The sequence below is a fragment of the Novosphingobium sp. B-7 genome (assembly GCF_000410615.1).
Lineage (GTDB): Bacteria > Pseudomonadota > Alphaproteobacteria > Sphingomonadales > Sphingomonadaceae > Novosphingobium > Novosphingobium capsulatum.
The window spans coordinates 459-6,510 of the sequence record NZ_KE148420.1 but is presented as its reverse complement, the minus strand read 5'-3'; the positions used below and the strand labels follow the sequence as shown (position 1 = coordinate 6,510).

The following is a 6,052-nucleotide window of genomic DNA, read 5'->3' as shown; positions in this document are numbered from 1 at the left end:
CGCTTTGCGGCACGACCTGCGCGGCCATGATCTGCACCGGGCGCCCGCCATCGGCCGGAGCAAAGCGCATGCCCGCCAGCAGCGGGCAACGCTGCGCCAGGCCCGACCCGGATGCCGGTGGAACCGATGTTGCCCCGCGCGCCTGCGCCAGGCCGGGCACGGCGAGCAAGCCAACCAGCACTGCTCCGGGAATGGCTGCCTGCACCACGCGGCGGCGCTTGCTCTGCTTGACCATCATCGTCCTCTCCCGCCTGCGTCGTGATCATCACAATCGTTAGGGCATCGAACTTGTTCTTTTCACGGAAAGACCAGGTGTTCAAGCCCTTGCGCACCGCCGCTATTATTGTTGCAGCGCAGCGCAATATTACAATCCAAGCCGGGTTTGCGGGACGGCCGATTGCAATATCTGCCGAAATGTCTAAGGTTTGACACGGGACCACAACTTTTGCTGTGCATTTAGTTTCATTTGCACCGCAATAACCGGGGGCGGTCATGACCATCGACTGGACGCAGCGTGCCTGGCTTGAATGGTCTGCCACACACAGTGAGGCCGAGCCCAAGCCCTTCATTAAAGTGGAAAGTGTGCGGCCCGAACCGCTGGCCAAAATCGTCCGCCTGATGCTGCGCTGGAACATCGACACACGCAAAAGCTTCCGCATCGTCACCGATAGCGGCCTGATCCTCAACGCCAGCGCGCTGGAACAGGTGGTGCAGGACGGCCGCTTTCCGTTTCCGCCGGCCGTGGCCGAGGCACCGGGCACATCAGCCGCCAATCACGCCTGATCGGCGTCTTCCTGTGCGCAAGGATGCGCCGCGGCAAAGGCGGACAGCGCGGCACAGCGCGCATCGATGGCCACTAGGCGGGGAAAGGCATCGAGCGACACGCCAAACCGGCGCGCGGCGTAAAGCTGCGGCACGAGGCAACATTCGACCAGACCCGGCGCATCGCCATAGGCAAAGCCGGCGCCCCAGCGCGTGACCATGGCCTCCAGCGCGGCGAGGCCATCCCCCATCCAGCGCGCCAGCCAGGCCTGCACCTGGTCTTCGCTGGCGCCGATATCACCCTTGAGAGCCTGCAACACGCGCAAGTTGCCCAGCGGGTGCACGTCGCAGGCAATGATTTGGGCCATCGCCCGCACCCGCGCGCGGCCCAGCGCATCGGCCGGCAGCAGCGCGGGCGCCGGGTGGGTTTCCTCCAGCCATTCGATGATCGCCAGCGACTGCGTCAGCGGCGGCACGCCTTCCTCGCCCAGATCGAGCGCGGGCACCAGGCCCTGCGGATTGAGCTGCCGATAGGCAGCGGCCCGCTGCGCGCCGGTGCGCAAGTCGTGCGCGCAGGTGGCATGCTCCAGCCCCTTGAGCGCCAGCGCAATGCGCACCCGCCAGGCCGCGCCGGAGCGCCAATAGCCGTGAAGCGTCAGGCCCACGGCTGGCGCGCCGGCATGATCTGCCCCACGCAAGGGCCAAACCCGATCGTGGCAAAGCCGACCCGCTCTGCCCGGGCATGGAGCGCCAGTTCGTCGCCGTCTTCCAGGAACGTGCGACTTTCCCCGCCCGGCAGCGGCAGCGGCGCCTTGCCGCCCTGGCTCAATTCCATCAGGCTGCCCGCGCTTTCGGGCGTGGGGCCAGACAGCGTGCCCGTGCCGAGCAGATCGCCGGCATGAAGATCGCAACCGTTCGAGGCATGGTGCGCCACGATCTGCGCCGGGGTCCAATACATCGCCGCGTGGCTGTTGCCGTGGCTGAGCCGGTGCGGCGGCAGCCCGGCCGCGCGCATGGCGGCGGTGCGCAGCGTGGTTTCCAGGGTAATCGCCAGGGCGCCTTCGCCCTCCTCGCGCAGATAGGGCATGGGCTGCGGATCGCCTGCCGGCCGCGGCTGTGGCGTGGTGCGGAACGGGGCCAGTGCCTGGGCAGTGATCACCCAGGGCGAGACCGTGGTGGCAAAGTTCTTGGCCAAAAACGGTCCCAGCGGCTGGTATTCCCAGGCCTGGATATCGCGCGCCGACCAATCGTTGAGCAGGCAGACGCCGCCGATCCGCTCCCACGCCGTGCCGATCGGTACCGGCGCGCCCAGATCATTGTCGCCCGCGATCCACAGGCCCAGTTCCAGCTCGTGGTCCAGGCGCCGGCACGGAGCATGGACGGGCGCATCGGCATCGGGCGCCTTAAGCTGGCCCCATGGCCGCACCACCGGCGTGCCCGAAACCCGCACCGAAGACGCCCGGCCATGATAGCCGATCGGCACATGCTTGTAGTTGGGCAGCAAGGGATTGTCGGGGCGGAACAGCTTGCCGATAGCGGTCGCGTGATGGATGCCGACATAGAAATCGGTGTAATCGCCGATCGCGAACGGCAGATGCAGCACGACATCGGCCGCCGGATAGAGATGCGGCGTCACTTTCAGGCGGCAACGCTCGCTCGACAGCAGCGCGAACAGCGCATGACGCAGCGCCACGCGGTCTGCCTCGGCCAGACGGAACAGGGCGTTGAGCGTGGGTTGCGCCAGCGCCGTGGCCAGGCCTGCCGGCAGCGCGCCATCGGCGGCAAGGCCCGCCAGATCGACGACATGATCACCGATCGCGGTGGCGATGCGCGGGGCCGTGTCGCCATTCTTGTGCGAGAACACACCCAGCGGCAGGTTCTGCACCGGGAAATCGGGATGGCCGGCTGCGCCGTCCACCCAGCTTTGTGCGCGGGGATCGTGGGTGTGGTCGATCATGCCTGGTTGCCCTCGTCCGGCTGCGCGTGCAGCCAGGCGGCGTGGCGCGGGGCGCGGCGGGTCTGCGCCCATTCCTCCAGCATGGCCGGCGCCACGGCGCGGGCCATCTCCACCTGTTCGGCCGTGCCGATATCGCAGGCCAGTTCCAGGCGATGGCCATTGGGGTCGAAGAAATAGATCGACTTGAACAGGCCGTGCCAGGTGGGGCCAAGCACGTCGATGCCCTGCGCCTCGATATGGGCCTTGGCGCGCAGCAGCGTGGCTTCATCAGCCACCTTGAACGCCAGATGCTGCACCCAGGCCGGCGTTGCCGGATCGCGGCCCATCTCGGGCTGGTTGGGCAGTTCGAAGAAAGCCAGCACATTGCCCGCGCCGGCATCGAGGAACACGTGCATGTAGGGATCGAACGCGCCGGTCGACGGCACATGATCCTCGGCAAAGGCCGTGGTATAGGCCATGCCCAGCACGCGGCCGTACCACTCCACCGTTTCCTTGGCATCGCGGCAACGATAGGCAACGTGATGCACCCCGCCGAGCAGTGGGGGCTGCGTGTTCAGCGCCGTGCTGTCAGGCGCAGCGGTTGACATCGCGTCCATCACGCATCCTCCCCCACCTTGAGCACACCTCGGCGCAGCTGGTCGCGCTCCATGCTTTCGAACAGGGCGGTGAAATTGCCCTCACCAAAGCCCTCGTCCTTCTTGCGCTGGATGAATTCGAAGAACACCGGGCCGATCTGCGTTTCCGAAAAGATCTGCAGCAGCAGGCGCGGATCGCCCTGCACGGTGGAACCATCGAGCAGGATGCCACGCTTCTGCAGTTCGGCCACCGGCTCACCATGGCCGGGCAGGCGCTCTTCCAGCATCTCGTAATAGGTGGCGGGGGGCGGCGTCATGAAAGGGGTGCCGCTGGCCTTGAGCGTGTCCCAGCCGGCGATCAGGTCGTCGCAGGCAAAGGCGATGTGCTGGATGCCTTCGCCATTGTAGGCGCGCAGGAACTCTTCGATCTGGCCGCCACCCTTTTGCGATTCCTCGTTGAGGGGGATGCGGATCTTGCCATCGGGCGCGGTCATCGCCCGGCTGGTGAGGCCGGTGTATTCGCCCTTGATATCGAAATAGCGGATCTCGCGGAAACCGAACACGCGCTCGTAGAAGCTGGCCCAGTGCGCCATGCGCCCGCCATAGACATTGTGCGTAAGGTGATCGATCGTGTGAAAGCCCGCGCCCACCGGCTGGCGATCCACCCCGGGCAGGTAGACGAAATCGATGTCATAGATCGACAGGTCACCGAACTGCCCGCCGTGATAGCGATCGACCAGGTAGATGATCGATCCGCCGATGCCGCGAATGGCGGGAATGCGCAGTTCCATCGGGCCGGTCTTCACGTCGACCGGCTCTGCCCCGCGTTCCAGCGCGGCGGCATAGGCCTTGGCCGCATCGCGCACACGCCAGCCCATGCCGCAGGCCGAGGGGCCATGCTCGGCCGCAAAATAGGCAGCCGGGCTGCGCTTTTCATAGTTGGCGATCAGGTTGATCCCGCCCTGCCGCCACAGTTCCACATCCTTGCTGCGGTGGTTAGCGATGTGGGTAAAGCCCATGGCGGTGAACACCGGGCCCAGGCTGCCGCGATCGGCGCTGGCAAATTCGATGAATTCGAACCCATCGAGGCCCAGGGGGTTTTCAAACAGATCGGTCGATGCGGCCATGGCGCGTGTCTCTCCACCAGCAGGGGCGTGCCGACGCGGCAGCCACCGTGTTTGGAGACATTCTAGCCCAAAGGCGATGCACGGTCCGCGCGAAGTTGGACGTAAAACCGCCTATGCCTGCGTGATCAGCGCATAACGGAGCCCTTGAACGCGTCAACCATGCGGCGCAGGCAATGGCAGCGCGGTGGTCCGCTTGATCCGGTCGAGCACGATGGACGAGCGCAAGTTAGCCACATCGCCATGGCCCAGGATCTCTTCGTTGAGCAGGGTCGTGAAGGCGGCCAAATCGTGCGCCACGATGCGCAGCAGATAGTCCGCGTCGCCGGTCAGGGCGCAGCAATCGACCACGGCGGGCAGGCCGGCAATTCGCTCGTGAAAGCCGCCCACCACCTCGCGCGCATAGGACGCCATGGTCACGGTGACATAGGCCTCGACCCCCAGGCCCAGCGCCGCTTCGTCGAGCAGGGCTACCTGCCCCCGGATTACCCCGGTTTCGCGCAGGCGGGCGATGCGGCGCGAACATTGCGAGGGCGAAAGGTGCACAGCCTCTGCCAGGTCAGCATGGCTGGCCGAGGCATCGGCCTGAAGATGCGCAAGAATGCGGTGATCGATCCTATCCATGCGCCGATCGTGCAGCATCTGCAGGATCAGCGCAAGATCACGGCTTATCGGGTCGGGCCGAACCGCGCCACGAGTTCATAGGCGCCGGCCACGAATGTCTGACGCACGAACGTGACGCTATCGGCCCCGCGCCAGGTGTGCCGCGCCACCACCAGGCAGGCGGCACCCGCAGCAACGCCCAGGGCGCGCGCCTGGTCGCGGCTGGCCGACACCGCGCCGATGCGGTTTTCCGCCTCGGTCCAGGGAATGTGCCGCAACAGCCAGCCGCCAGGGGGATCGGTGGTGAAATCCACCTCGGCCATGCCGGGAACCAGCGCCAGGTTGATCACGCGCTCTTCCAAGGCCAGCGGCGCGCCATCGGCAAGGTGCAGGCCCGACAGCCGCAGGATCGGGCCGACCGGGCCGAGTTCGGCCGCCGCCTCTGCATCGCTGGCGGTATCACCCAGGCTGCGCGACAGCAGGCGAAAGCCATAGGCCTGCCCGCGCCCCTGCACTTCCTGCGCCAGATCGGGAATATCCAGCACCATGGAAACCGTGCGCGGCCGCGCCACGAATGTGCCGGCACGCTTGCGCCGATCGAGCAACCCGCTTTCCGCCAGACGTGACAGCGCCTTGTTCACCGTCATCCGCGCGCAGCCATAGTGCGCCATCAGCTCGAGTTCCGACGGAATGCGTTCGCCCGGGCGCAAGTCACCGGCCAGGATGCGGCCCTCGATTTCCTGGCGGATGCGCTCGTGCATCGGCAGGGCGGGCGGCGAAGGATCGGCGGCGGCGGTCATTCCCCCAGCACAGAGAGCGCCCCAGCCACACTGTCAAGGGCGCAGACCATCTCAGGGACAGTGCGGCCGGGCGCGCGCCAGCGGCATGGCCAGGCCCAGCGCCAGCGCGCAACCGGCAAACCCCACCAGCCCGACCCCGGCAAACGATCCCGTGGCATCGGCCAGCAGGCCCGCCCCCAGCGCGCCCACCGATTGCGCCAGCAGCCAGGTGGCCGTCATCATCACCGCCAG

General features: G+C 66.8%; 8 protein-coding genes and 1 pseudogene. 1 reads left to right on the top strand and 8 read right to left on the bottom strand.

The features are described 5' to 3' along the window. The coding region (locus H926_RS28750) for a hypothetical protein (RefSeq protein WP_043610391.1) at window positions 1-238 on the bottom strand (238 nt) is incomplete at its 3' end. Between the two features lie 254 nt (window positions 239-492). Between H926_RS28750 and H926_RS0118350 the strand changes: the two genes are divergently transcribed. Then, window positions 493-783 (top strand): hypothetical protein, encoded by a 291-nt coding sequence (locus tag H926_RS0118350; RefSeq protein WP_022677604.1) that lies wholly within the window; start codon window positions 493-495, stop codon window positions 781-783. Here the strand turns inward: H926_RS0118350 and maiA are convergent. From maiA to H926_RS33595, 7 genes and pseudogenes are all read right to left on the bottom strand, one after another. Continuing rightward, a complete protein-coding gene (gene maiA / locus H926_RS0118345; RefSeq protein WP_028658213.1) occupies window positions 774-1,421 on the bottom strand; it encodes a maleylacetoacetate isomerase in 648 nt (215 codons plus the stop codon). The two genes, H926_RS0118350 and maiA, sit on opposite strands and share 10 nt — an antisense overlap. Next, complete coding sequence (gene fahA, locus H926_RS0118340) at window positions 1,418-2,719, bottom strand: fumarylacetoacetase (protein WP_022677602.1); 1,302 nt, start codon at window positions 2,717-2,719, stop codon at window positions 1,418-1,420. The genes maiA and fahA overlap by 4 nt, the downstream gene beginning before the upstream one ends. Then, the gene (locus H926_RS0118335) at window positions 2,716-3,306 is read right to left on the bottom strand and encodes a VOC family protein (RefSeq protein WP_051146431.1); all 591 of its coding nucleotides are present in this window, start codon (window positions 3,304-3,306) and stop codon (window positions 2,716-2,718) included. The genes fahA and H926_RS0118335 overlap by 4 nt, the downstream gene beginning before the upstream one ends. Window positions 3,307-3,314: 8 nt before the next feature. After that, window positions 3,315-4,421: a 4-hydroxyphenylpyruvate dioxygenase gene (gene hppD, locus H926_RS0118330; protein WP_022677600.1), complete on the bottom strand. Its 1,107-nt coding sequence runs from the start codon at window positions 4,419-4,421 to the stop codon at window positions 3,315-3,317. Window positions 4,422-4,574: 153 nt separating this feature from the next. Further along, entirely contained in the window at window positions 4,575-5,042 is a 468-nt protein-coding gene (locus H926_RS0118325) for an Lrp/AsnC family transcriptional regulator (RefSeq protein ID WP_054130365.1), read from the bottom strand. A gap of 44 nt (window positions 5,043-5,086) precedes the next feature. Continuing rightward, window positions 5,087-5,821, bottom strand: coding sequence for a histidine utilization repressor (hutC, locus tag H926_RS0118320; protein WP_022677598.1), 735 nt, complete (start codon window positions 5,819-5,821; stop codon window positions 5,087-5,089). A 51-nt stretch (window positions 5,822-5,872) separates the two neighbouring features. Further along, a pseudogene (locus H926_RS33595) lies at window positions 5,873-6,052 on the bottom strand (hypothetical protein); the annotation flags it as partial.

Bases quoted from the DNA above. Each gene is read 5' to 3' on its own strand.
- H926_RS0118350 (WP_022677604.1), top strand. From the start codon at position 493: ATGACCATCGACTGGACGCAGCGTGCCTGGCTTGAATGGTCTGCCACA.
- fahA (WP_022677602.1), bottom strand. From the start codon at position 2,719: ATGATCGACCACACCCACGATCCCCGCGCACAAAGCTGGGTGGACGGC.
- H926_RS0118335 (WP_051146431.1), bottom strand. From the start codon at position 3,306: ATGTCAACCGCTGCGCCTGACAGCACGGCGCTGAACACGCAGCCCCCA.
- hppD (WP_022677600.1), bottom strand. From the start codon at position 4,421: ATGGCCGCATCGACCGATCTGTTTGAAAACCCCCTGGGCCTCGATGGG.
- H926_RS0118325 (WP_054130365.1), bottom strand. From the start codon at position 5,042: ATGGATAGGATCGATCACCGCATTCTTGCGCATCTTCAGGCCGATGCC.
- hutC (WP_022677598.1), bottom strand. From the start codon at position 5,821: ATGACCGCCGCCGCCGATCCTTCGCCGCCCGCCCTGCCGATGCACGAG.